This is a genomic window from Pseudomonas sp. AF32 (assembly GCF_022342325.2).
Taxonomy (GTDB): Bacteria; Pseudomonadota; Gammaproteobacteria; order Pseudomonadales; family Pseudomonadaceae; genus Aquipseudomonas; species Aquipseudomonas uvaldensis.
Genome location: NZ_RQJK02000008.1, coordinates 121,322 through 143,842, shown reverse-complemented (window position 1 = coordinate 143,842; position 22,521 = coordinate 121,322). Strand labels below are relative to the sequence as shown.

Genomic DNA, 22,521 nt, shown 5'->3' with positions numbered 1-22,521 from the left:
CGCGCAGTATACCGCAATGAAGCAGATAAACAGCCCCCGTCGCGACCATCTGTCATTTGCAGTTAAACAGCGGTCTTATTGACCTGCGAGTCAGCGAAATCCCACCGCAAATCCCCTTGTGGGAGCGAGCCTGCTCGCGATAGCGGTGGGTCAGTCTGCATCAATGTTGCTGATCCGACGCCATCGCGAGCAGGCTCGCTCCCACAGGGGTTTGGCGTTGTCATCAGGAACCGGTGATGCCTTGGGCCACTCCGCCCTCAAGCTTACGCCACAACAACCGCACATTGGCCTTGCGCACCAGGGCACAACGGTACAGGCGGATTTCCAGGGGGACGTGCCATTGCGCACCGCCGCAGATCACCAGTTCGCCCCGGGCCAGTTCGGCGCGCACGCTCAATTGCGGCACCCAGGCGATGCCCAGGCCTTCCAGCGCCATGCTCTTGAGGCTGTCGGCCATGGCTGTCTCATAGACGGTGGTGAAACGCAGCGCCCGCTGGCGCAGCAACTGGTTCACCGAGCGACCGAGAAATGCCCCGGCGCTGTAGGCCAGCAACGGCACGCTGGCTTCGCCTTCGAGGTCGAACATCGGCTTGCCGTCGGCGCCAGCGGCACACACCGGCAGCATTTCGGTCTGGCCCAGGTGCAGCGACGGAAAGATTTCGGGGTCCATCTGCATGGCCGAATCCGGGTCGTAGAACGCCAACATCAGGTCGCAGCCCCCTTCGCGCAAGGCATGGACGGCATCGCCCACGTTGGTGGCCACCAGCCGCGTGGCGATGTTCATGCCTTCGTTGCGCAGTTGCGCGATCCAGCGCGGAAAGAAGCCCAGCGCCAGGGAGTGAGCGGCCGCCACCTGGATCACCTCGCCCTGCCCGCCTTCCAGGTGATGCAAATGACGCAGCACCTCGCCCAGTTGCTCCACCACCGTGCGTGCGGTCACCAGGAATAACTGCCCCGCCGCTGTCAGTTCGACCGGTGTGCGAGAGCGATTGACCAGCGTCAGCCCCAGCGCCGCCTCAAGGCTGCGGATGCGCCGGCTGAAGGCCGGTTGCGTCACGAAGCGACGCTCAGCCGCCTGGGAGAAACTGCGGGTAGCGGCCAGGGCACTGAAGTCCTCGAGCCATTTGCTTTCAAGATTCATCATTCCTCCCGACCCATGCACCAAAACAGGTCACACGTTCGCCGCCCACGCGACGTCACACCGACATTATGCCGAATCTGCATAGGGCAGTGTTTAACAGCATTGGCCCTAATTTTCTCGAAGGCCTAGCATCCCCAGCGTTCCGGCTCAGACCGGGTCCTTATCGAGATGATTTCCGTCATGTCCTCCGCTGCATCTTTCCGCACAGAAAAAGACCTGCTTGGCGTACTCGAAGTACCTGCGCAAGCGTACTACGGCATCCAGACCCTGCGAGCGGTAAACAACTTCCGTCTCTCGGGCGTTCCGATTTCGCATTACCCGAAACTGGTGGTCGGTCTGGCCATGGTCAAGCAAGCCGCCGCTGACGCCAACCGCGAGCTGGGCCAACTCAGCGAAGCCAAGCACGCAGCCATCAGCGAAGCCTGTGCACGATTGATCCGCGGTGATTTCCACGAAGAATTCGTGGTGGACATGATCCAGGGCGGCGCCGGCACGTCGACCAACATGAACGCCAACGAGGTGATCGCCAACATCGCGCTGGAGGCCATGGGCCACCAGAAGGGCGAGTATCAGTATCTGCACCCCAACAACGATGTGAACATGGCGCAGTCCACCAACGACGCCTACCCGACCGCGATCCGCCTGGGTCTGCTGTTGGGCCACGATGCTTTGCTGGCCAGCCTCGAAAGCCTGATCCAGGCATTCGCCGCCAAAGGCGAAGAATTCAGCCACGTCCTGAAAATGGGCCGCACCCAGCTGCAAGACGCCGTGCCGATGACCCTCGGCCAGGAATTCCGTGCCTTCGCCACGACCCTGGGCGAAGACCTGGCGCGCCTGAAAACCCTGGCGCCCGAGCTGCTCACCGAAGTGAACCTGGGCGGCACCGCCATCGGCACCGGCATCAACGCCGATCCACGCTATCAGGCCCTGGCCGTACAGCGCCTGGCGACCATCAGCGGCCAGCCACTGGTTCCGGCCGCCGACCTGATCGAAGCCACCTCCGACATGGGCGCCTTCGTACTGTTCTCCGGCATGCTCAAGCGCACCGCGGTCAAGCTGTCGAAGATCTGCAACGACCTGCGCCTGCTGTCCAGCGGACCGCGTACCGGCATCAATGAAATCAACCTGCCGGCCCGCCAGCCAGGCAGCTCGATCATGCCCGGCAAGGTCAACCCGGTGATCCCGGAAGCAGTCAACCAGGTGGCGTTCCAGATTATCGGCAACGACCTGGCCCTGACCATGGCGGCCGAAGGTGGCCAACTGCAGCTGAACGTGATGGAACCGCTGATCGCCTTCAAGATCTTCGACTCGATCCGCCTGCTACAACGGGCCATGGACATGCTGCGCGAGCACTGCATCGTCGGTATCACCGCCAACGAAGCGCGCTGCCGCGAGCTGGTCGAGCACTCGATCGGCCTGGTCACCGCCCTGAACCCGTACATCGGCTATGAAAACGCCACCCGCATTGCCCGCGTCGCGCTGGAAAGCGGTCGCGGCGTGCTGGAACTGGTGCGTGAGGAAGGCCTGCTCGACGAGGCGATGCTCGACGACATCCTGCGCCCCGAAAACATGATTGCTCCGCGTCTGGTCCCGCTCAAAGCGTGATCGACGCGACTAGGGTTTGTACGAAAAGTCGCCGAGCGGCGATCAGGCAAGGCGAAAACAGGCGAGGAAGCGGAGTTGACTGGCTGTCAATGAGCATTCCTAGCCTGTTTTCAACGCAGCATGATCGTCGCGCAGGCACTTTGCGTACAAAGCCTAACGCTCACCAGGTCGAGGGACTAGACACCTCTCACCTTTTGAGGGCTTGGGGATTTCCCCCAAGCCCTTTTTTTAATTGATAGCGAAAGGATGACCGAACCTGTAGGACCGAGACCACTCGTGATAAACGACGCCGCGCTGCCGTTGTAATCCGCGCCGTCAGCCATCATGAGCCGACTCGCCCCACAAGAACCTGACCGAAAGGCCAGGTAACTAAAGAGGCTGTTTCGTCGGACGCACCACAACTGTGCAGACGGGCACCGCACTGATAGGTATAGTGCCGCCCCTCTCGCATGCGTGGTCGTAAACAAGCGCCCCTTAAAACATGCGAACCCGAACTAATAACAACCCGCGAAATGGACCGGGACGAAACATCGCTTGACCTGCCTGGCCGCCTGTCGGCCGTCGTAACACGATGTTTCCAGCGGCCAGTATTTGCTTAACAAAAAACAGCGAGGAATAATCCATGCTCGAAGTCATCAACGACTTCCTTTCAGGGAAAGTGCTGATCCTGCTTATTGTGGGACTCGGTGGCTACTTCACGATCCGCTCGCGCTTCGTCCAGTTCCGCCATTTCGGCCACATGTTCAGTGTCTTCAAAGAGTCCCTTCACGGCCAGGCTGGCCAGCTGAGCTCGTTCCAGGCCCTGATGCTGAGCCTCGCCGGCCGCGTCGGCGCCGGTAACATCGCCGGTGTCGGTATCGCCGTAACCCTCGGCGGCCCGGGCGCCGTGTTCTGGATGTGGGTCACCGCACTGGTGGGCATGTCCAGCAGCTTCTTCGAATGCACCCTGGCCCAGGTCTATAAGCGCGCCGACGGCGACGGCCTGTACCGTGGGGGCCCGGCCTACTACATCCAGCACGGCCTGAAGCTGAAAGGCATGGCGGTGGTGTTCTCCATCCTGCTGCTGGTCACCTACGGCTTCGCCTTCATCGGCCTGCAGTCCTACACCGTGACCCACTCGCTGCAGAACGCCTTTGCCTTCGACCCAAGCCACACCGGTATCGTCCTGGCGGTGCTGCTGGCCATCACCTTCATCGGCGGCATCAAACGCATCGCCGCGGTGTCCGACCTGCTGGTACCGATCAAGACCCTGGCCTATATCGGCGTGACCCTGTACGTGATCGGCACCCAGATCGAACACGTGCCAGCCATGCTGGAAACCATCTTCAAGAGCGCCTTCGGCCTCGACCCAGCCTTCGGCGGCCTGCTCGGCAGCGCCATCGTGATGGGCGTGAAGCGTGGCGTGTTCGCCAACGAAGCAGGCCTGGGCAGTGCGCCGAACGTCGCCGCCGTGGCCGCCGTGAAACACCCGGGCGCCCAGGGCGTGGTCCAAGCCTTCAGTGTGTTCCTCGACACCTTCGTGATCTGCACCTGCACCGCGCTGCTGATCCTGCTGTCGGGCTTCTACACCCCGGGCTTTGAAGGTGACGGCATCGTCCTGACCCAGAACTCGCTGGCCGCCGTGGTCGGTGACTGGGGTCGCGTGTTCGTCAGCGTCGCGCTGTCGCTGTTCGTCTTCACCTGCATCCTCTATAACTACTACCTGGGCGAGAACAGCCTGCAGTTCCTCAGCCGCAACCGCGCCGTACTGATGATTTTCCGCGGCCTGGTTCTGGCGCTGGTGGTATGGGGTTCGATGCAGGACCTTTCGACCGTGTTCGCCTTCGCCGACATCACCATGACCTGCCTGGCCTTCGTCAACTTGATGGCCCTGGCCATGTTGTTCAAGGTCGGCCTGCGCGTAATGCGCGACTACGACGAGCAGCGCCGCGCCGGCGTCCAGCAGCCAGTGTTCGACTCCAGCAAATTCACCGACCTGGACCTGGACCTGAAGGCCTGGCCGACCAGCCCAAGCCAATCGGCTCCACGCGAGCAAGGCGCAGCCCAGGGCACGCCTGCCACGCAACGCTGATCGCACTGGCGGGTGGCTCCCCGCCACCCGCCGCGACAGACCGCAACGAGTGGCGTCCTGCCACTCGACGTGACACACCTTGCGCACGCAGGCATGCTGGGCGCAAGGTGCATTCGTCCAGGAGACCCATCAATGAATTCCGCCTCTTACCCTGCCGCGCAGCACGTCATGGTGCTCTACACCGGCGGCACCATTGGCATGCAGGCCAGTGCCCACGGCCTGGCCCCGGCTTCCGGTTTCGAAGCGCGGATGCGCGACTACCTGCACAGCCAACCCGAACTCGTCGTCCCACAATGGCGTTTCAGGGAAATGTCGCCGCTGATCGACAGCGCCAACATGACCCCGGCTTACTGGCAACAACTGCGCGAAGCGGTGGTCGATGCCGTGGACGTGCAGGGTTGCGACAGCGTGCTGATCCTGCACGGCACCGACACCCTGGCCTACAGCGCCGCGGCGATGAGCTTCCAGTTGCTGGGCCTGCACGCCCGGGTCTGTTTCACCGGTTCCATGCTGCCGGCCGGCGTGACCGATAGCGATGCCTGGGAAAATCTCAGCGGCGCGCTGGTTGCCCTCGGCCAAGGCCTGGCTCCAGGGGTGCATTTGTACTTCCATGGCGAATTGCTGGCGCCGACCCGTTGCGCCAAGGTGCGCAGCTTTGGTCGTCATCCTTTCAAGCGCCTGGAGCGCCAGGGCGGCGGCGTGAAAGCCTCGTCCTTGCCAGCGCAGCTGGATTACCGCCAACCGAAGCAATTGGCCAACGTGGCGGCGCTGCCGCTGTTTCCCGGTATCAGCGCCGAGATCCTCGACGGCTTGCTAGGCAGTGGTATCCAGGGTTTGGTATTGGAATGCTACGGCAGCGGCACCGGCCCAAGCGACAATCCGGCCTTCCTCGCCAGCCTCCAGCGGGCGCGGGACAGTGGCGTGGTAGTCGTGGCGGTGACCCAATGCCATGAAGGTGGCGTGGAGCTGGACGTGTACGAGGCCGGCAGTCGTCTGCGCGGCGTCGGCGTGCTGTCCGGCGGCGGCATGACCCGCGAGGCGGCGTTCGGCAAGCTGCAAGCGTTGATCGGCGCCGGGCTGGCCGTGGAAGATGTCCGCCGGCTGGTTGAGCTGGATCTGTGCGGCGAGCTGAGCTGAGCCCTGCAAACCGCTGAGGCGCGAATCTCTTCGCGCCTCACACCGCTATGCCGAGAGGAACAATGCCTTGGCGGCGGCGCTGCCGATGTCGGCACGCCAGATCCTCTCAACCGCCTGGCCGGCCTTCTGCTGGGCTTTCTGGAACTCAAGCCCCCGCCCGCCCTGCTCGAACGTCTTCAGGTGAGCCTTGGTAAAGGCATCCGCCGCTGCATCCTGCTTCAGATAATGGAAGTGCGCGAACCACAGCACGCGGTTGTTGCGCCTCTCGCGAATCTCGTAGACCTGCAGGAAATCGTTGCCTTTATTGTCTGAAATATCCACCCGGCCACCGGCCTTGCGGATGCTGACCTCCTGCTCCTGCAGCAAATACTCCACCGCGCCAACGTTGGGCAGCTTTGCCTTGGTCATCGCGATGCGGGTGGTTCGCCCCAACTCCCGCAAACGCCTGGCACCGGCTCTCAGATCCTTGATCAACAGTCGCGGGGCCTGGTTACCCAGCGCTTGCGTCAACTGCTCGATCTCCCCGGCACAGCGCTCGAACTCGGTTGCCTTGCCGACGATCAGATCCTCTACGTCGATGGGCGGACGCTCGCTTCTGGACAACCAACCGGCATCAGACATTTGTTGATCAAGAGTACCCAGCAGATCGCGCCCCTGCTTCTCCAGGCTCTTGAGTTTTTTTGCGCCACGGACACTCAGCCCACCCGCACCACCGAGCAATCGCGGGCTGTGTCCCAGGTTCCAGCGACCTTGTCCATCCTGCTCAAGCCAGGGACCGGTCCGCGCCGGGTGGGCGGCGTCGATGATCACCACCCCCTCAAGCCGGCGTGACACTCGATACCACTGGCCTTCGACCTGGGCAAACCACAGACTGCCCCGTTGATAGAGCCCCTGGTATTCACCCGAAACTACCAAGCCTTGCAACGTAGTAGGAGCCGTCAGCCTGAAGGTATCGAGGCGGGCCAGCTCAGGGGCGGAAAAATGGGCACGAGGGCTCGACCAGCCATAGACCAGCCGCGCTTTCGCCCCGTAAGGGCTGGCGGAAGCAGGTAACGCCGGGTCTTTGATAATCGCATTGCCCGGCGAGACAACCGGAGCCCCACGCTCGGTCATTGCCCGCTCCTCCAGTTGGCTTATCGCGCCCAGGCGTGCCCCTCCATGGACCAGCACCAGCGCCAGGCCCATCAGCGCCCCGGCCAAGGCTTCCCCGCTGTTTTCCACCCCCTCGCTGTCAACGAACTCATCAAGCCGCTCCGTGAGCTGGACCAGGAAGCCGAGCATCATTACCGGCCCCTCCAGCAGCGGCAGCAACAGGTTGAACGCAACCCAGCCAAACTGCATGAAATTGTCCCAGCGCGCCTGCGAGTCAGACACCGAGGCCCGTTTGGCCTGTTCGATCAATGCCTGGGCACAGGCTTTGTACAACGCACCCACGATATCGCCTTGTAACGGCTCGCGGCCGAGCAACGCAGGTTCCGGAGTCCGGGGAGTGGTGGCATCGGAAAGCAGCACCCGGCCGATGTGCGGCTCCTGGAAACCACCGTTGGCATAGACCCGACGGGCAGAAGGCTCAAGCCCGGCAAGCACGCTGTCCTGTAACGCTCCGGCCTGCTTGATGGCATCGAAAAGAGCGGCTCGCGAGGCAAATTCCATCAAGGGCGTGGACGAAGCAGGCCTGTAAAGCACATGAGGGCCCAGGCTGACGTCCTCGGGGCCGATCACGAACATGTCAGCGACCACATCGGGCGTCGCCTGGGCCTCGGTCAGGAAAGCCAGAGGCCTGATGACCGGTGCCTGCCCGGCAGCGAAACCGGCCGACAGGGCCGGCCGCAACACCGCCACGACAAAGCGATAAGCCAGATCCGTCAGGTTCTTTTTGATCTTCAGTTCCAATGCCTGCAAGGGCAGCAGGATGGCGAGGCGATCAGCGAAATGTTGCTGCCTGCGAGCCACATCCAGGGGATCGTTCAGTAATTTGCGCTGCAGCAGCTCGGGATAGTGCTGGCCGATGTCGGCTCGCGAGGTCAGGTCCCGCAGATACTCATAGGTCATCCAGGCAGGTGGTTCGCCCCCCCGGTAGGTGATCTTCGAGGGGACCCAGGGAAAAGCTCCGAGATTTCTGATCGCCATCTCCGGGAAAGTCCGGGTTTGAGTTTCACTGCGAGGCGCCGGAAACGGCGGATCGATGATCTCGAACGGGGAATTGCTCGGCCGGGATAACGTCACTTCAATTTCGCTCACCGAGATGTTCGTGCGCGAGGGGTCATCCTCCAGCATCTTTTCCTTCAAGGCCTGGTCAGCGAACTCAAGGATGTTCGCAATACCCGCCATGAACGACACGGACCTTCGATGCTGCTCCGCCAGCGATGACAGCAAACGACTGTAGGCACCGCGATCCGCCAACGGTGCATTCTTCAGCCAGGAGGGAAGCACCTGCTGCAGTTTCGACAGTCTGGCCTCATGCCCCGAGCGAAAGGCCCCCAGCAGCGTGCCGGAACCGGAAACCAGCGCCACTTCGCGCTCAAGACTGGCCGCGTCGGGATAAGCCGAGGGTTTGATTCTGGCGAGCTGTTGCAATTGACGCTCCAGGAGACAGAGAGTCAAGGCATCGAAGATGTCCTGTTCGGGGGTGTAGTTTCTCAGCTTCGAATCGTCCGCCCGACGCGCGCCGAACCAGGACGCTTCCATCGCCGCCACCGAGCCGAACACCTCGATCCCGCCCGTCAATGTGTAGAGCAAAGCGATTTCTCGCTCACCCAGCCGGCGCGTCATGGTCAGCACCAGCACATCCTCCGGATGAGGGACATTGCTGTCACCCTCGTAGACAAACGTGACGTAGGCTTGGGTGGCGCCCTGCCCCAGGGCCTGTTGTCGCCGAGCCGGCTCCGGGTAGTCGAGGACGGCCTGGACGGTGGCGAGCGCCTCGCCTACGAGCGCCGAAGCGGCCTGCTGCAATTGCGCCTTGAACAGATCGGACAATCGTCGCCAGACGCTGGGAGCGCCCGTGCTCCAGAAATCCACCAGGTGCTGTTGATAACCCTCAAGCAGCATGAGGGCCCCTTCATCGAGCATCTGCTGAACTTCACTCAAAGGGACCTTTTCGCCCTGGGGTGTCTCTGCGCCAGGGAATTTCGCAAGAAAACTGCCCTGGCTGAACGTCCTTGCGCCCACGCCCCTGCAGCGCTCAAGCAACAGGTCGGTCACCCCATGGGTGTTGTACCCGACTTTGTGCGGTTGCCCACCTTCCAGGCGCCATTGAGGTTCAAGGATCACGGCGGTTGCGGCGACTGGCGCCAACGTTGGGTAATGCTCATCGAGGAGTTCTTGGAGTGTCATCCGCGCGACGTCCGTCAGCGACGGGCGTGATGCGAACAACAGATGTACGTTCAGGGCCCATGAGGTGATCTCATTATCGGTTCGCAGGGGGCGTGGCGAGCTTGTGATCGAAGGGGGGGGGTTTGCAGTCGACATGGCTGTTTCCATTGACAGGCAATGATTGAAAGTCTTCAGCCCGCGTAAAGAAGCGAGCCGCGACCGTTACCTGCGAGCGTAAGCAGCCCTTTGGGGCGTTGTGCGGTATCGGGTTATCGCTTTACCCGGCATACAACTTGCTCGTTATCCAGCCTCCCCCAGGCTGGAAACGAACATGCTTCATTCCCACCTCACTACACTTAACGCCGTCTCCCTGGTGCTCGATGCCTTCAAGCACGAAGACCTGCCAAGTGAAGCGTTGCTGGCCGGCAGCGGCATCAGTACGGCGGATCTGGAACGGGCCGACACGCGCATCACCACCAACCAGGAAATGCAGGTCTGCGCCAATGCCGTGGCCCGCAAGCATGACATTGGCCTGGACCTCGGCCTGCGCATGCACGTGTCGTCCTACGGCATGCTCGGTTATGCCCTGCTCACCAGTGCCACCTTAGGTGACGCTTTGCACTTGGCCCTGCGTTATCCGGCGCTATTGGGAACACTCTTCGACCTGAGGCTGGACGACGACGGCCAGTACGTCTGGTTCAGCGCCAGCAACTACCGGGAAAACCCCGCCCTGGCGGCGTTCAATGCCGAATTCTGCATGGTCTCGCTGCGAGTTATTTGTAACGACCTGCTCGGCCATGTCTTGCCCCTGCGCAGCGCGCGCTTCCAGCATCCGGCGCCCGATTATCAAACGCGCTACGCCGCACATTTCTATTGCCCGATACGTTTCAATACCCTCGACAATGCCTTTGCCTTCGACCGGCACTGGCTCGATCAACCACTGCCTTTGGCCGACCCTGTCACCCACCACGCCATGGTCGAACGCTGCCGCAAGCAGAACATCGAATTCACCGGACGCCAGGCCTGGCTGGGACGGATCCGCCAACTGCTCGACGCCCAACTGGACGCCGCCCCAGGCTTGGACGGCCTGGCCGAACAGATGAACTGCTCGACACGCACCCTGCGCCGACACCTCAAGGATTCAGGCTGCAGCTACCAGGAGCTGCTGGATGAACTGCGCTTCGAGCGGGCCAAGCAGTTGCTGTGCGAAGACCAACTGCCGATCCACCAAATCGCCGAAAAGCTGGGCTTCAGCGAAACCGCCAGCTTCCGCCACGCCTTCGTGCGCTGGAGTGGCGTGGCGCCGAGTCAGTTCAGGATCTGAGGCCCCAGCGCCGCGTCCTTTAAAGGCGTACTGTGGAGTTAAGAAAAAATCCACTTAATAGGTGCAAATCAAGATTTTCTTGGCAAACTGAAAAAAATCTCCGCTGCGGGACAGAAAATCAAGGAATTGCGCCATGACCTTTGTTGGATACGCTTGGCTACAGGAAACCCTACGGCTTTCCACTTTCCCATTGCGCCGACCGGCAAGAGTGCAGCCAGTCACCCGGATAAAGCGGATCGGGGAAATCCTGGCTATACCCGCCAACACCGCCCCCGCATCGGATGATCTCGTGGGGCACGTGTTATTTGCGCTCAAGCATGAGGGCGTCAACCTCGCCATTCTCGCTCAGGCGCTTCCACAAATACCGGCTGCGGCTCTGGAGGCTGAGTTAGAAAGAGCCCCTAACGGCATATATATCCGAAAAGCCTGTTATCTACGTGAAGCCTTCACCGCAGAACAACTTAGTCAAAAGTCGCCGGTGCGGGGAGCGTTCATCCCACTGTTCGACCCGCAGCTTTACGTGACAATGCCAGGGGAACGCAATTCGCGCTGGCGGGTGGAGTTCAACGGTATCGGAACGCTAGCCTATTGCGCCACTGTTGAGCGAACCCCTGAGATAGTCGCTCTCTTGGAACATGACATTCTGGCCCGTGCTCAAGACTTCATCCAAAGCCTGCCATCAGCAATGATGGATCGGACCATCAGTTGGGCCTACCTGCACGAAACCAAGGATTCGTTTGCGATAGAGAAGGAGTCGCCAAGCGAAGACAAGGCACGGAAGTTCATTCAGCTGCTGCGACAGGCTCATGAGCGTATCGCGCTGAGTGAGGATTACCTGGTGCATCTTCAGAACGCGACGATTTCAAACCCGCTCGACATGGCTGCAGCATTTCGACACGCTCAGAACCATTTAGCGGGCCCGCTGCAGGGGGCGGCAGGGGTTACCTATGTGCCACCTGCACCGGAGCTCTGCCGGGAGCTGATGGAACAGCTCATTGCGTTGAGTAACAACGCGACGGGGCGTATTGATCCTTTAGTAGCCGCCGGAGTCGTTTCATTTGGCTTCGTCTTCCTTCACCCGTTCATGGATGGGAACGGTCGACTGTCCCGTTTTCTGATTCACCAGACGTTATGTCGCGCTGGCGCTCTGGAGAACGGGTTGCTGCTGCCTGTCTCAGTCGCGATGAAACGTGAGGAGCGGCTGTATCTGGAGACGCTGGAGCAGTTTTCCCGACCAGCGCGAGAATTTTGGGAGGTCCGATGGATCGATCACGGCCAACTTACCTTCGACTTTACCGGCGATCCTGCAATCTACCGCTTCTGGGATGCCACGCCCGGGGTCCGTTTTACCTTGGAAATGGCAAAGCGAGCGATTGAAGTCGAGCTTCGAGAGGAAACGATCTTCCTTGCGAACTACGACCAGGTCGTTCGAGCCGTCAACGAGGCCTACGACGTGCGCGGAAGCGATCTGGCCAACCTTGTGATGATGTGCCTGACGAACAATGGGACCGTTTCGAATAACCGCCGTAAGCAGTACCAATACTCGGTTCCGGCCGAGGTATTTGATTACATCGAGAAGGTGACACAGTCGTTGCTCAGGGAGCAGCAACTGGAGAAGTGACAGCTAACGCAGGCCATGCATTCTTGCGTTCTGGTCTGCGGCTGCGCCGCGCTGAATCCACATGCAGGACGCCGTCCCCTGCCCCACCCCTTCTCAAGATTTTCGCTGCCTCTCGTGGCGAGGGAGCTTGCTCCCGCTGGGCGCTCAGCAGACGCTGCTTACTGGAAAAATACGCCATGGGTGGGCCTTTAAAAATCTTTTTGCTCTGCTCGGTCGCACGCAGTGATTCTATGAGCTATACCAAAGTGCCATCATCGGTAAGCAAAGGGAGCATGCGCCATGAAGGGGGCTTTGTCAGCTTTAATGATTATGTCTATCGCCGGATGCGCCAACCTGAACAGTATCTACCGAACTTTTGATATTTCTCGTGGGGAAAGCTCCATGAGCGATATTCGACAGAGAGCCATACTGGTCGCCCCCAATGAGACCATGACTAAAAAATACGACTCGACCGGAAAGTTCGTTTCAGAGGAACACATCAAGAAAGGGACGTTTGTGTGTGCAGAACCAAGCCCCGATGCAATGGCCTCCCTTGCTTATGAGCTGGCGGCAAAAGGGGGGTATCCAGGTAAGGCAAGCGGTGAATTGGCTTTCGCCATGCAGGATGGGGCCGCATTTACGGGCATCCGCACACAAAGCATCCAGATGCTACGTGATTTCGGTTATCGCTTGTGTGAGAGCTACATGTCTGGCGCGATAAGCGCCGCACAATATGAGCTTCTCATGAGGCGGTTTCAAAAAAACACCGTAGCCCTATTGGCGATCGAACAGCTGACCGGAACGATCAAAGCGCCTCCAGTAGCCCTCACGACAAGTGGACGGGCCGAAGCGACAAAGTCTCTTTCCGAGCAAAGAGCCGAAAGAGAGAAAGTCAGCGATAGAATTTCAGCCCTGGAAGCAGAGAAGGCGGCAGTAGACAAGAAAATCAGTGATGCAAAAAAAGCGGATCCCCAGACCAATACTTCGGAAATGGATCAAACCGCATCGGCTTTAGCGGAAAAAATAAAAAATCTGAAAGACGATAGAAGCGTCATTGACAGCGCAATAGCCGAAACAAAAGGCGTACTGGCAGATGGCGAAACAAAAGTAAAAATAGAAACCACTGGCATGGGCAGCCAACGATCAGAGGCCCACATACAACAAATAGCCAAAACAGTCGAAGGGATCGTTAATAACGTTGTGCTTTCCGATGATGAACAGCAACTGTGCATGTCAGCTCTCATGTTGCCAACGCCGAATGAAGGCCAGCAAAAATTCTCGGCTTGGTGCGACAAGGTAATGGCTACCCAGGCTGAAGCCCGGGCTACCTTGCTGAAAAACGCAAAATTCCAGATGGAGCAAGCACAGACGGTTCTGGGAAGTGGAGCCAGCGCGACAGAAAAAGAAAAAGCGAGAAAGAAACTTGACGATCTTAGAGTAACGGTCGACGACCTTCGGAAAGGCCCAGGAATATACAGCGTCTACCTTGATCGATAACGCACTCTGGAAGGCGTGAGCCTGTGGACTTTTCCCGACACGCACGGGGAGAAAACAGGCTGACGCATTCCCCAGACAGCCGCATTAACCGTTTGCGACGGCTATGCCGCCGAGCGGGAGCAAGCTCCCTCGCCACGAGTGGCGGACAACCATCCAAGCATCAGTCACTGCCCCGGGCGCTCCTGCGCCATCAAGGGGCCCTTTCCGGTCAAACCTTTTGGCCATTTCGATCCCCTTTTGGCCTCTCCTGCCGTTCTCTGAAACGCCGCCCGCCGCAAGACTGTGGTCAACCGATCAGCCCTTTGCGGAGAACAACAAATGCTGACGATCTACTCAGACGATCACCACTTGCACCACGGCCGCTGCGAGTTGATGGACGGGCAACTGATGCCTTGCTTCGAAATGCCCTCCCGGGCCGATCATGTGCTGGAACGGGTCAAGGCCCGGGCATTGGGCCCGGTGGAGGCGCCAACGGATTTTGGCCTCACACCGATCCAGCGCATCCACAGCCCGGCCTACCTGGAGTTTTTCCGCGGGGCCTGGGATCGCTGGGTCGAGTACAACCGCGAAGGCGATTTGCTCCCCTATACCTGGCCGGCCCGGACCCTGCGCACGGTCATCCCGAAAAGCCTGCACGGCCAGCTCGGCTATTACAGTTTCGACGGCGGTGCGCCGATCACCGCCGGCACCTGGCAAGCAGCCTACAGCGCCGCTCAGGTGGCCCTCACCGCCCAGGCCGAAATCCAGCGCGGCGCCCGCAGCGCCTTCGCCTTGTGCCGACCGCCGGGGCATCACTCCGCCAGCGATTTGATGGGCGGCTATTGCTACCTCAACAACGCCGCCATCGCCGCCCAGGCGTTCCTCGACCAAGGTCACGAGAAGGTTGCGATCCTCGATGTGGATTACCACCACGGCAACGGTACCCAATCGATTTTCTACGAGCGCAGCGACGTGTTGTTCGCCTCGATCCACGGCCATCCGGAGGCTGAGTTTCCGTTTTTCCTGGGGTACGCGGATGAGCGCGGCGAAGGGGCCGGGGAAGGTTTCAACTTCAACTATCCTCTACCGGCCGGTTCAGGCTGGAACACTTGGAGCGCCGCCCTGGAACAGGCGTGTGACGAAGTCCAGCGCTACGACACCGATGTGATCGTCGTCTCCCTGGGCGTGGACACTTTCAAGGACGACCCGATTTCCCAATTCAAGCTCGACAGCCCGGATTACCTGGCGATGGGCAAGCGCATCGCCGCGCTCGGCAAGCCGACGCTGTTCGTGATGGAGGGCGGCTATGCAGTGGCCGAAATCGGCATCAATGCGGTGAACGTTCTCGAAGGTTTTCAAAGCGCCCAATGAGGAAAACAAGCATGAGCAGACTCAAGCGTTTGATGGTCCCCACCCTTTGCACCGCGCTGCTTTGCGGTGCCGTCCAGGCTGAAGAGCGCACCTTGCGCGTCTACAACTGGTTCGACTACATCACGCCCAAGGCCCTGGAAGATTTCAAGGCGCAGAACAGCCAGGTCAAGCTGGTCTACGACATCTTCGACACCAACGAGGCCCTGGAGGCCAAGCTGCTGACCGGCAATTCGGGCTACGACGTCGTGGTGCCGTCCAACGTATTCCTCGCCAAGCAGATCGAAGCCGGGGTATTCCAACCCCTGGACCGCAGCAAATTGCCGAACTGGAACCACCTCGATCCCAAGCTGATGAAGCTGATCGAGGCCAACGATCCGGGCAACAAATTTGCCGTGCCCTACATGTACGGCACCATCCTGATCGGCTTCAACCCGGACAAGGTCAAGGCAGCCCTGGGCGACAGCGCGCCAGTGGACAGCTGGGACCTGATCTTCAAGGAAGAGCACATCAGCAAGCTCAAGCAATGCGGCGTGGCGCTGCTGGATTCGCCTTCGGAAATCCTGCCCCTGGCCTTGCAGCACCTGGGCCTGGACCCCAATAGCAAGAAGCCGGCGGACTATGCCAAGGCCGAAGCGCTGTTGATGAAGATCCGCCCGCATATCACCTATTTCCACTCCTCCAAGTACATGGCTGACATCGCCAATGGCGACATCTGCGTGGCGGTGGGCTATTCCGGCAGTTTCTCCCAGGCGGCAAACCGGGCCAAGGACGCCAAGAACGGTGTGACCGTGGACATGCGCCTGCCCAAGGAAGGCGCACCGATCTGGTTCGACATGCTCGCCATTCCCAAAGGCGCGAAGAACCCTGACGACGCCTATGCCTTCATCAACTACCTGTTGCAGCCGCAGGTTATCGCTCCGGTCAGCGACTTCGTGGGCTATCCGAATCCGAACAAGGACGCCACGGAAATGGTCGATCCGGCCATTCGTGGCAACCCCAACCTGTACCCGACCGAAGCGGCCATGGCCACGCTCTATACCCTGCAACCCTTGCCCAGAGATGCCGAGCGCGCCCGAACCCGGGCCTGGACGCGGATCAAATCCGGACAGTAATTCACTGCAGCCTATACATAGTTACCACCTTCCCTGTCTCGCCCCTTCCTAGCATGGAATCCCCGAAGCGTCCGGCTCCGGGGATTCCATGTATCGCGAGACAGGGAGATTCAAATGGCACAACCCCCTACAACCATTGCCTCCGAGCCTGATATCAGCCTCGGAGATGCCTTGCTCAATCAAATGCTCGCGGGGCCCACATCCCCGGAGGTGGCCGCCAGGCTTCTGCGCCAGACCCTCAGAAAAATGTACCCCGACCTGCACCTCGATCCGAACAGTATCGTGGTCGGCGAGCCGGCGTGGGCCGTCATCGACGGCGAGATCGTGCAGCTCTCCACCCGTTATCAAACACTCAGCAACATGTTGGCGGCGCAGTTGAGCCAGGGAGGCCAGACCCTACTGACCGAAGGGTTCCACTACCTGACCCAACTGCCGCTGGTGACCCCTGAAGTGCACCTGCCGGTGCGTATCGGGCAGATAGGACGGCTGATCAACGAGCTTGTCCCCGTCATGACACCGGCGTGTCAGGAGCAACAACTGGCGTATTGGAATGCTTCGCTGGGCTCGACCAACCCTCGCTGGCACAGCCTGGCCAATACGCTGCGCAGGTTCTGGGACATCAGGCATATCAAGGGCTGGACTGCGACCGAATGCGAAATGGCCAGGCTATTGTTCCTTTACCCCAACCTCCAGGATCGGAAAAAACATGACCCATATGACACCCATGCCTACCTGGTCGATATCGATGAGGTCGAGGGCGACAAGGCGAAACGTTTGATCGACAACCTGCTGGTGGTGCTGATTGGAACCATCGACCAAAAGGAAGTCATCCTGACCTACTCGCTGCGCAACAGTTACGAAAAATTCGATTCACAACAGGCGTTGGGACAGTCCCTCCCGGGCCATCTGGGCAACCTCAGGAGTCGTAAGCTCCAGTGGCGACTGTATGAGCCGGACGGCAATATTTTCGATCACAAGGCCTGTGGACTGATCGCCACGCAAATCAGGATCCTCGGCTCTCCCGAGGTGCTGGATCGATTCATGATCCGTGAAGGCGACCCACCCGCCAATAACGGTTTGAATATCGATGACGGCCCCAGTGCGGGCTGGTTTCAAAGTCAGATGCCCGACTGGCTGCGGGAGGCGTCGACCTCCGATCAGGTCCAACTGGCCCAGCATATGAAAAACCTGTCGGCGCTGAGCAGCACTCATGCCGGCAAAACATATCTGGACGACATTCCCGACATCAAGGTCTACACGCTGAATGCCTTGAAGCGGCAGATACAGGTCGATCACGCCGATGCCTCGACCCTCGATCCGGCGAAGATCGAGATCCAGATACGCAGCCCCGTTATCTGGGGCACGTTCGTTGTCCCGGGCAAAATCGAAACCACGCGGCTCAGCCTTGTTGAGCTGGCCTTGCAGAACCTGATTTCGTTGCCGTTGGGTGACAAGGTTATCCGATCCCTCGATGGCCAGAAGCTGCCTGGCTGGATGGACGTCGATTACATCGAGAAACTCATTACCAAGATCGATATCGGCCGCGTTTATCCGCAGTTGATCAAGAGCAAGCTGCTCGACGATCCGACAGAATCTGCACGCCGCCAGAACCTGTACATCTCTCAGCTACGTATTCAGCTCCCCATGCTGGCGCTCGAGAGCAAGATCCGCGGCAAGGCCAACCTGGACGATCGAGGCTACCGTTATGTCGCCGCGCTGATGGAAACCGACGAAGCTGATCGCAAGGTAGACGGGCAAACCATCGTCCTGCGCAAACTCGCTTTCGTCTCCGGGGAGTCGGAGGACGAAGACGTCGTGACCAATATGTTCGTTATTGGCCCGCAAGACCTGAGCGCCGGCCCTTGCGTGCTTTATCGCCCCTTGCTTGAACCGCAACTGTCCCAGTATCCAACGCCCAGCAACCTGTTGTATGCGATCCGACAGACGCCTTCGCTGCGTCAATCGGTGCTGGCCTGGCTACCCGATGGGGTACGCGACAACTACAGCCGCTACGTTTTTTCCGGCCCGCTGCCTTCACCCTGGATGATCATGGAGTTTGCAACGGACCCTTTTTCAGCCATGTCCAACAGCGCGCCTGTCAGCTTGAGCGACGCCACCCTGGGCACGGATTTCCTGCCGTTGTTGTTCAAAGCCAACGCCAATGCCTTGGCCGAGCTTGCCGACCGTCAGTCGGTTTCCAATAGCGAAAGCCGCTGGAAGACCTTCGAGCAGGCAAGTTGGTTGATCTTCAACCTGGCCCTACCGTATCTCGGAGCCGCCGTGGGTACCGCGACCTGGCTCTGGCAAATCCTGAACGACGTTGAAACCCTGACACAAGACAACGAAGCGTTCGACAGCCGCGTCAACCAGGAGGCCTTCGTCGATCTGCTGCTTAACCTGGCGATGGCGATCACCGCCCATGCCATCGACCGCGCCCGGGAAAATACTATTCGTCGTCGAAAAACGGCGCCTGAGGCCGTTCCCCAGCTGGAAGACCTGGTGAAACCTGCACTCATCATTGAAAAGCTCGCCCCGCTCACGAGCAAGGACGTGCCACCCGAGCACTATGATTCGATCCACAGCAGCGGTGCCTTGGCGGACAAGTCCGGCCATCGTGTGAAGCTCCTGGAAACCTTCAGCGTGGACACTCCCGGACAACTGGAGGAATTCAAAGCCGAGGGCCCTCTCAGTGGGCTCTACAAGCAAGGCGAAGATTGGTACGCGAAGTCGGCGGGTAAATGGTTCAAGGTCTCGGTGGAGGGGGATCATGTCGCCATCGTCGATGGAAAAGATCCCACACGCGTGGGCCCTGCCCTGGTGCGGTATGCCCGCGGCGATTGGCATATCGACACGCGACTGCGGTTACGGGGCAGCGGATCCAGAGGCGCCCGGAAGAAAGTCATCGAAGAGGCGAAAAGTCTCAGCACCCGATTACTGGGTGAGCTGAACCGGTTCGAAGCAAAGAAGCCACAGAACCAGACACTGCTCATGATGGATGCGCAGGAAATGAGCAAGGCCTCGGGATCCGCCCGGGACACCAAGCGCCAAGTGTATCTGAGCACATTGAAAACGCAGCGAGACAGCTATGAAGATGCATTGAAAATACTGACGCAATGGCCCGTCTTCCAGACGCGGCCCGACGCACCTCAAGCCAGGCTTGGCTACCTGAACGCGCAGATCAATTTCACGTTCGAAGAGATCGACGCCCTGAAGGAACGCTTCACCCCGGCGTTGAGAAAATCCCTGGACATGATCAGCTCCGGAGTCGAGGCCGTGGAGCAGGAGCACGTCGATGCGGCCGATGAGATGATCCGCGTCGGAGACGACATGATTGAGCGCCTGGACTACATGGAAACGCGCTTTGTCAATCTCAAGAAGCTGGGCCGCGAAGGCTATGAGTTTATCCGCCAACATCGCGGAAAAATGCCAGCCTACAAAAGCGACGCTATTCGGCTTATCCAAGTGGACATGTATCGCCACCTCTGCCTGGCGCCAGACAGCGTCAACACGATTCCCGAGGGCTGGACAAACCTTCACCGGTTGATCGATAACGCAACGGTCGCGCTTCAAAGCCTGTACGACGCCATCGACGAACGCAGCGTGATTCGGCTGGACGAACAAATCGACGCATTTGGCAGCCTGACAGAACAGTTCACGGCCATCGAGGAGCACCTGGAGTACATCGGCAACGAGTATCAGGACCACGCCCGCCCGGCGGCGATCACCCGACTGCGCAGGCAACTCAGCAACCACAGGGAGCGGACTCTCGACCATCTGGCGCTCGCCCTTGACGAACGGGGCAACCGACAAAGCACCGGCGCCCCCTATGTAGAGCGCCCACGCCCGCGAAAAAAGTTCATCAGGGCGCGCTATTGGGGCCTCATCAGCGGAGAACCCCGCTTGACGAAAACCAGGGAAGAGACGGATTGGGTCGACGTGAAAAACCCGTTCTCCGACAAAATCATCGCCACTTTCCATCGCAAGGAAACCGGCGAATGGGTGCCTCATATGAACACCGACACGCCACAAGCGGGTGCGTCACTGATCATCCCTACCCTGGCTACCAGCATGAGCAAGGGTAAAACCCTGATCGACGAATTGGCTGCATTCAGGACGCAGATCCAGGTGTACGCCAAGCAGCCTCGCCGAACCCCTGCCGGCATCGGAATGATTCTGAACGCGCATGCGAGCCGGATGGAAACCGTCGGCGTTGCGATAGAAAAAGCCCTCGACAGTGCCTCGAACGAAACGGTTGGAATTGCCGAAAAAGACCGGCGTGCCGCCGAGTCCCTGCGCGCGGAACTCAAGAAGGAATCGAAGGCGCTCTTCGATGAAGGATTCGAAACGGTCCTGAGCATCATCAAACAACGCCCCCCCACCATAAGCAGCGTCATCTGGCTTAAAAGCCGGAATCTGATTTCCATCAAGAAGCAGAAAAGCCGGCAACGAATCAAGAGCCAGTCCTACGGTTATCTCGACAGGTATGAGATCAAGGATGTGAAGGAAAACAAAACCCTCTGGTTCGCCGATTTTCGTTACTCGACAGACTGGGTGCCCGCGCACGCCTTCCTTTCCGCACACTTGAGAACGCCAGAGCAAGTGGGTAAAGGAGTCGCCCTCGAACACACCGAAGTGCTCAACCAGCGCCAGTTGATCGACCATTACCGCAGTGAAATCGCCGTGGACCAGGCCAAGGAAATATTCTTTCCTAAACGGCCGTCATAAATCCCTGAACCTGGGCATCCGCCGATGCCCAGGTTTCAGCCCTCAGGTTTCCCAAACCATTGCCAGGCTCGCCAGTGCTGCATCGATCGCCACTGGCGGGACAGCCGCAAACCCCAGCACGAGCCCGGCACGCACGTTCGACGCCAGGGTGGTGGGCAACCAATAACTGCTCAAACCATTGATTTCAACACCTGCGCCAGCCGCTTGGGCAATGAGTTCGCGCTCACGCTCGACACTGTCCACCGGCACCGTGACATGCAGCCCGGCCACGACCGTGGGCAGGGTTCCGACACCTGTTGCGGCCTTCGGCCATCCCGCCAGCAACGCATCGCGCCGCACCAACGCGGCCCGTCGCATGCGCCGAATGTGCCGTTGGAAATGCCCGGCGGCCATGAATTCGGCCATCACCGCCTGGGTGCTGACTTCCGAATGGCGCACATCCACCGCACGACGACGGGCGAAGGCGTCCACCAGACCGGGTGGTAACACCAGATAACCCAGGCGCAAGGCCGGGAACGCGACTTTGCCGAACGTCCCGACATACAGGACACGTCCCTGGCGATCCAGTGCCGCCAGCGGAGCCAGCGGCGCGCCGCTGTAGCGGTATTCGCCGTCATAGTCGTCCTCGACGATCCAGCCGTCGTTGCGTTCGGCCCAGGTCAGCAGTTCCAGCCGCCGGGCCAGGCTCATGACGACACCGAGTGGATACTGGTGGGACGGGGTGACGTACGCCAGTCGACAGTTGCTCAACGTACCGAGCGCCGCGCAATCCAGCCCCTCGTGATCCACAGGCACCCCGCGCACCTCGGCGCCGGCGACCGAAAACGCATGGCCGGCGGCGCGATAGCCAGGGTTTTCCACAGCGACAATGTCACCAGGATCCACCAACAGCTGTGCACAAAGGCTGATGCCCTGTTGCGCCCCACTGGTGATCACAATTTGTTCAGCCGTACAGTGCAAGCCTCGGGAGCTGCGCATGTAAGCGGCAATCAGGCTGCGCAAACGTGCGTCGCCCTGGGAATCGCCATAACACAACTGCTGCAGATCCGGTTTGCGCCAGAAAGCCGCATTCAGCTTGGCCCAGACGTCGAACGGAAACAGATCGAAGGCCGGTACGCCGACCCGGAACGCCCGGGGCGGCCCACCGGGCGGCGGGTTCAGATGATGCTTTTCGACCCGCTCCAGCCCACCGCTGTGGATAACTTTACTGACGGGCGCCACCGGCAAATCGAGCCAATCCGGCGAGGTTTTTGTGGATAACCCTGGGGATAAGCCTGTAGAAAACCCTGTGGATACTTTTGTGGATATATTTTTCAAGGGCAACGCCGAGGAAGACAGCGTCGCCACATAAGTACCGTCCCCCACTCGCCCCTCAATGAAACCCTCGGCATAGAGCTGATCGTAGGCCCGTACCACGCTGTTGCGCGATATCGACAGCGCTGCCGCCAGATCGCGGCTGGCCGGCAGGCGCGTACCACTGGCCAGGCGCCCGTCCAGCACCCGCGAACGCAAGGCCTGGTAAAGCTGACGACTCAAACCGTGACGGCGGTCCAGCTCGATTCCGGCGGGATTGAAGGACAGCGGCGGCACGGCATTGGTCATCACAGCACCCGAAATGGTCCGATTGAATTGGCTGGAAGTGGC

At 60.0% G+C, this 22,521-nt stretch carries 12 protein-coding genes; 9 read left to right on the top strand and 3 right to left on the bottom strand.

Going from position 1 to position 22,521, the window contains the following annotated elements:
• Nucleotides 1–223: 223 nt before the first annotated feature.
• Nucleotides 224–1,141 carry a LysR substrate-binding domain-containing protein gene (locus tag EGM97_RS10125; protein ID WP_238964851.1) on the bottom strand — a complete coding sequence of 306 codons (918 nt, stop codon included), beginning with the start codon at nt 1,139–1,141 and terminating at the stop codon, nt 224–226.
• Between the two features lie 180 nt (nt 1,142–1,321).
• Between EGM97_RS10125 and aspA the strand changes: the two genes are divergently transcribed.
• The 3 genes from aspA (at nt 1,322) to EGM97_RS10110 (ending at nt 5,954) form a co-directional block, all read left to right on the top strand.
• Nucleotides 1,322–2,746: an aspartate ammonia-lyase gene (aspA, locus tag EGM97_RS10120; protein WP_053148924.1), complete on the top strand. Its 1,425-nt coding sequence runs from the start codon at nt 1,322–1,324 to the stop codon at nt 2,744–2,746.
• A 622-nt stretch (nt 2,747–3,368) separates the two neighbouring features.
• On the top strand, nt 3,369–4,817 hold the full coding sequence (locus tag EGM97_RS10115; RefSeq protein WP_238964852.1) for an alanine/glycine:cation symporter family protein: 1,449 nt from the start codon (nt 3,369–3,371) through the stop codon (nt 4,815–4,817).
• Nucleotides 4,818–4,949: 132 nt separating this feature from the next.
• Nucleotides 4,950–5,954 (top strand): asparaginase, encoded by a 1,005-nt coding sequence (locus tag EGM97_RS10110; protein ID WP_238964853.1) that lies wholly within the window; start codon nt 4,950–4,952, stop codon nt 5,952–5,954.
• A gap of 45 nt (nt 5,955–5,999) precedes the next feature.
• Here the strand turns inward: EGM97_RS10110 and EGM97_RS10105 are convergent, their stop codons facing one another.
• Entirely contained in the window at nt 6,000–9,290 is a 3,291-nt protein-coding gene (locus tag EGM97_RS10105) for a dermonecrotic toxin domain-containing protein (protein ID WP_238964854.1), read from the bottom strand.
• A gap of 310 nt (nt 9,291–9,600) precedes the next feature.
• On the opposite strand from EGM97_RS10105, the gene EGM97_RS10100 reads away from it, so the two are divergent.
• The 6 genes from EGM97_RS10100 to EGM97_RS10075 all read left to right on the top strand — a co-directional run bounded on the left by EGM97_RS10100 (nt 9,601) and on the right by EGM97_RS10075 (nt 20,877).
• Entirely contained in the window at nt 9,601–10,593 is a 993-nt protein-coding gene (locus tag EGM97_RS10100) for an AraC family transcriptional regulator (protein ID WP_238964855.1), read from the top strand.
• 133 nt (nt 10,594–10,726) lie between these two features.
• Nucleotides 10,727–12,214: a Fic family protein gene (locus EGM97_RS10095; RefSeq protein WP_238964856.1), complete on the top strand. Its 1,488-nt coding sequence runs from the start codon at nt 10,727–10,729 to the stop codon at nt 12,212–12,214.
• A 279-nt stretch (nt 12,215–12,493) separates the two neighbouring features.
• The gene (locus tag EGM97_RS10090) at nt 12,494–13,690 is read left to right on the top strand and encodes a hypothetical protein (protein ID WP_238964857.1); all 1,197 of its coding nucleotides are present in this window, start codon (nt 12,494–12,496) and stop codon (nt 13,688–13,690) included.
• Between the two features lie 318 nt (nt 13,691–14,008).
• Entirely contained in the window at nt 14,009–15,040 is a 1,032-nt protein-coding gene (locus tag EGM97_RS10085) for a histone deacetylase family protein (protein WP_238964858.1), read from the top strand.
• Between the two features lie 11 nt (nt 15,041–15,051).
• The gene (locus EGM97_RS10080; protein ID WP_238964859.1) at nt 15,052–16,152 is read left to right on the top strand and encodes a polyamine ABC transporter substrate-binding protein; all 1,101 of its coding nucleotides are present in this window, start codon (nt 15,052–15,054) and stop codon (nt 16,150–16,152) included.
• Between the two features lie 114 nt (nt 16,153–16,266).
• Complete coding sequence (locus EGM97_RS10075) at nt 16,267–20,877, top strand: dermonecrotic toxin domain-containing protein (protein WP_238964860.1); 4,611 nt, start codon at nt 16,267–16,269, stop codon at nt 20,875–20,877.
• A 42-nt stretch (nt 20,878–20,919) separates the two neighbouring features.
• Here the strand turns inward: EGM97_RS10075 and pdxR are convergent, their stop codons facing one another.
• Nucleotides 20,920–22,479 carry a MocR-like pyridoxine biosynthesis transcription factor PdxR gene (gene pdxR, locus EGM97_RS10070; RefSeq protein WP_238964861.1) on the bottom strand — a complete coding sequence of 520 codons (1,560 nt, stop codon included), beginning with the start codon at nt 22,477–22,479 and terminating at the stop codon, nt 20,920–20,922.
• Between the last annotated feature and the right edge of the window lie 42 nt (nt 22,480–22,521).

Bases quoted from the DNA above. Each gene is read 5' to 3' on its own strand.
- EGM97_RS10125 (WP_238964851.1), bottom strand. From the start codon at position 1,141: ATGAATCTTGAAAGCAAATGGCTCGAGGACTTCAGTGCCCTGGCCGCT.
- aspA (WP_053148924.1), top strand. From the start codon at position 1,322: ATGTCCTCCGCTGCATCTTTCCGCACAGAAAAAGACCTGCTTGGCGTA.
- EGM97_RS10115 (WP_238964852.1), top strand. From the start codon at position 3,369: ATGCTCGAAGTCATCAACGACTTCCTTTCAGGGAAAGTGCTGATCCTG.
- EGM97_RS10110 (WP_238964853.1), top strand. From the start codon at position 4,950: ATGAATTCCGCCTCTTACCCTGCCGCGCAGCACGTCATGGTGCTCTAC.
- EGM97_RS10105 (WP_238964854.1), bottom strand. From the start codon at position 9,290: ATGACACTCCAAGAACTCCTCGATGAGCATTACCCAACGTTGGCGCCA.
- EGM97_RS10100 (WP_238964855.1), top strand. From the start codon at position 9,601: ATGCTTCATTCCCACCTCACTACACTTAACGCCGTCTCCCTGGTGCTC.
- EGM97_RS10095 (WP_238964856.1), top strand. From the start codon at position 10,727: ATGACCTTTGTTGGATACGCTTGGCTACAGGAAACCCTACGGCTTTCC.
- EGM97_RS10090 (WP_238964857.1), top strand. From the start codon at position 12,494: ATGAAGGGGGCTTTGTCAGCTTTAATGATTATGTCTATCGCCGGATGC.
- EGM97_RS10085 (WP_238964858.1), top strand. From the start codon at position 14,009: ATGCTGACGATCTACTCAGACGATCACCACTTGCACCACGGCCGCTGC.
- EGM97_RS10080 (WP_238964859.1), top strand. From the start codon at position 15,052: ATGAGCAGACTCAAGCGTTTGATGGTCCCCACCCTTTGCACCGCGCTG.
- EGM97_RS10075 (WP_238964860.1), top strand. From the start codon at position 16,267: ATGGCACAACCCCCTACAACCATTGCCTCCGAGCCTGATATCAGCCTC.
- pdxR (WP_238964861.1), bottom strand. From the start codon at position 22,479: ATGACCAATGCCGTGCCGCCGCTGTCCTTCAATCCCGCCGGAATCGAG.